General features: G+C 60.3%; 4 protein-coding genes. 3 read left to right on the forward strand and 1 reads right to left on the reverse strand.

Annotated elements, in window-relative coordinates; all coding sequences use genetic code 11:
* From V7D69_RS15955 to V7D69_RS15965, 3 genes are all read left to right on the forward strand, one after another.
* Positions 1-137: fumarylacetoacetate hydrolase family protein (locus V7D69_RS15955; protein WP_442947069.1), on the forward strand; the 137-nt coding region annotated here is incomplete at its 5' end.
* Between the two features lie 26 nt (positions 138-163).
* The gene (locus tag V7D69_RS15960) at positions 164-1075 is read left to right on the forward strand and encodes an alpha/beta hydrolase (RefSeq protein WP_333606328.1); all 912 of its coding nucleotides are present in this window, start codon (positions 164-166) and stop codon (positions 1073-1075) included.
* Complete coding sequence (locus tag V7D69_RS15965; protein ID WP_333606329.1) at positions 1068-1784, forward strand: haloacid dehalogenase type II; 717 nt, start codon at positions 1068-1070, stop codon at positions 1782-1784. The genes V7D69_RS15960 and V7D69_RS15965 overlap by 8 nt, the downstream gene beginning before the upstream one ends.
* Before the next feature lie 237 nt (positions 1785-2021).
* Here the strand turns inward: V7D69_RS15965 and V7D69_RS15970 are convergent.
* On the reverse strand, positions 2022-2216 hold a 195-nt coding region (locus V7D69_RS15970; RefSeq protein WP_333606330.1), incomplete at its 5' end, for a hypothetical protein.

The raw sequence follows: 2216 nt of genomic DNA on the forward strand, positions 1-2216 counted from the left end.
GCCAATATCGCCTGGAACCCGGCGACCTCATCTATACCGGAACGCCGGCAGGGGTAGGGGCGATTCAGCCTGGCGATGTGGTGATGGGCTATGTCGCTGATCTGACTCCGCTGACCGTTCGCATTGTCGGTCGATAACCAATTGTCTGAGAGGTAGGGCGGTCGTGCAGCAACCATATTTTGATGAGGCAGCCGTTAAGGTCGAGTTGCAACGGATCGGGGCATGTTTCGACCCGGAAGTGCTCAAGGCGACACGTGAACTGTATCGCGCGCCCACCGCGTCGCTTCCTTGGGCGCAGAGGCCTATCGTAGAAGATCTTGCCTATGGTCCGGCTTCGCGAAACCGCCTCGATGTATACCCGACGGATAAGGCGAACGCGCCGGTCCTCCTGTTCGTACATGGCGGCGGTTTCGTTGGCGGGGACAAGCGCGGCGATCAGCAATTCTACGCCAATGTGGGCCGCTATTTCGCCGCGCATGGCTTTTTGACGATCCTCGCCAATTACCGTTTGGCGCCCGACTCCGTCTGGCCGTCCGGAAATGAAGACGTCGCGGCCATGATCGACTGGATCCGGCAGAACGCGGCCCAATATGGGGGCGATCCACAACAGCTTGTCCTGATAGGACAATCGGCCGGCGCCGCACATGTATCCGGTTATCTCTTTGACCCGCGCTGGGGCGGATGTTCCGACACATCGGTGCGGGCGGTCGCCTTGCTGAGCGGATTCTATCGAGGAAAGGAGCCGATCTTGCCGGGCCCGCGGCTCTATCTTGGAGAGGACATGGCTCTGTGGCCTGACCGCTCGCCCGCGTCGCATGTGCGCACCGGCCATCCGCCCTTGCTGCTCAGCGTAGCGGAATTCGACCCCGCGCAGATCGCTGACCAGACGTTCGATTTCGCGGCCGCGCTCAATGCGGTGGATGGCCGCCCTCCCGAACTGCATTGGTTTGCGGGTCACAATCATGTGTCGACAATTCATGGGCTCGGTCTTGGGCAAGACCTTGTCGGTTCCACCTTGCGAGAATTCGCGGCGAGACAGTTGGGCTGCGATGGGGAGCAGCTCTCACATGCTTGAAATCAGCGCCCTTGGCTTCGATGTGTTCGGCACGGTTGTCGACTGGCGCTCAAGTATTGCGCGGTCCGCGCGGCCTTTCCTGATCGAGTGCGGTCTTTCTTCGGTCGACCCCTATATGTTCGCCGACCGCTGGCGCGCCCTTTATCAGCCGGCGATGGAGGCCTGCCGAACAGGAGCGCGCGACTATGTGCCGCTCGATACATTGCACGCCGAGATGCTCGACGATCTGCTGTCCAGTTTCGGTTTGCCGCGCGACGGGCATGAGACCGTTGATCGCAAGGCTTTCGCCCGTCTTTGGGAACAATTGTCCCCATGGCCGGACGTTCCGGGCGGACTGCTCCGCCTCAAGGCGAAATATATACTGGCGCCGATTTCGAATGGGAGCATAGCGCTCATGACGCGGCTGTCCCGCCATGCCGGACTGCCGTGGGATGCGATCCTGGGCGCCGATCTCAGTCGAACCTACAAGCCGACACCGCGGACTTATCTTGCGGCTGCCGAAGCCCTGCAGCTCGATCCGTCGCAGGTGGCATTGGTGGCTGCGCATAATGATGATCTCCACGCGGCGCGCGCGGTCGGCATGCGCACCATCTTCGTGCCGCGACCGACGGAATATGGTTCTGAGCAAACCACAGATCTCCGAAGCGAAAGCGACTGGGATCTGGTCGCTACGGATTTCAATAATTTGGCGAGTGCCTTGCATTGCTAAAGTGATCGATTTCTTCATGCATTAGCACGCCCGCTGGGATTTGACCGACAGAGTGAGAGGCGCGGACATTGGCTACTCACGCCGGATTCGAACCACTGTCTCCAAAACCAACATCCAGATCTCGCCGCCTGAATATCCAGACGGCTGTTTAAGCTATCGAAATGAGGGGGCCCTTTTTGCACGCCGATCCACAGAGCGGACGAAAATGAGCGCAGGCCTGCTTGGGTCGCGATATCTTCACGCGATGCCGGACGGCACGCAACAGGCCATCGGATTGATCGCCAGAACGTCTCGAGCAATGCCCGGCCGGCACGCCACGGCTCCTCCTCGAACCAGCGCTTCAACTGCATGCTCGCTTCGATCAATGGATCGGGATTGCGGCGACTGCGCTTCCGTTTTGGCTTGGGCGCTGGAGTTAAGCGGAACCCGCGG

It is taken from the genome of Novosphingobium sp. (assembly GCF_036733805.1).
In the GTDB taxonomy this organism is placed as follows: domain Bacteria; phylum Pseudomonadota; class Alphaproteobacteria; order Sphingomonadales; family Sphingomonadaceae; genus Novosphingobium.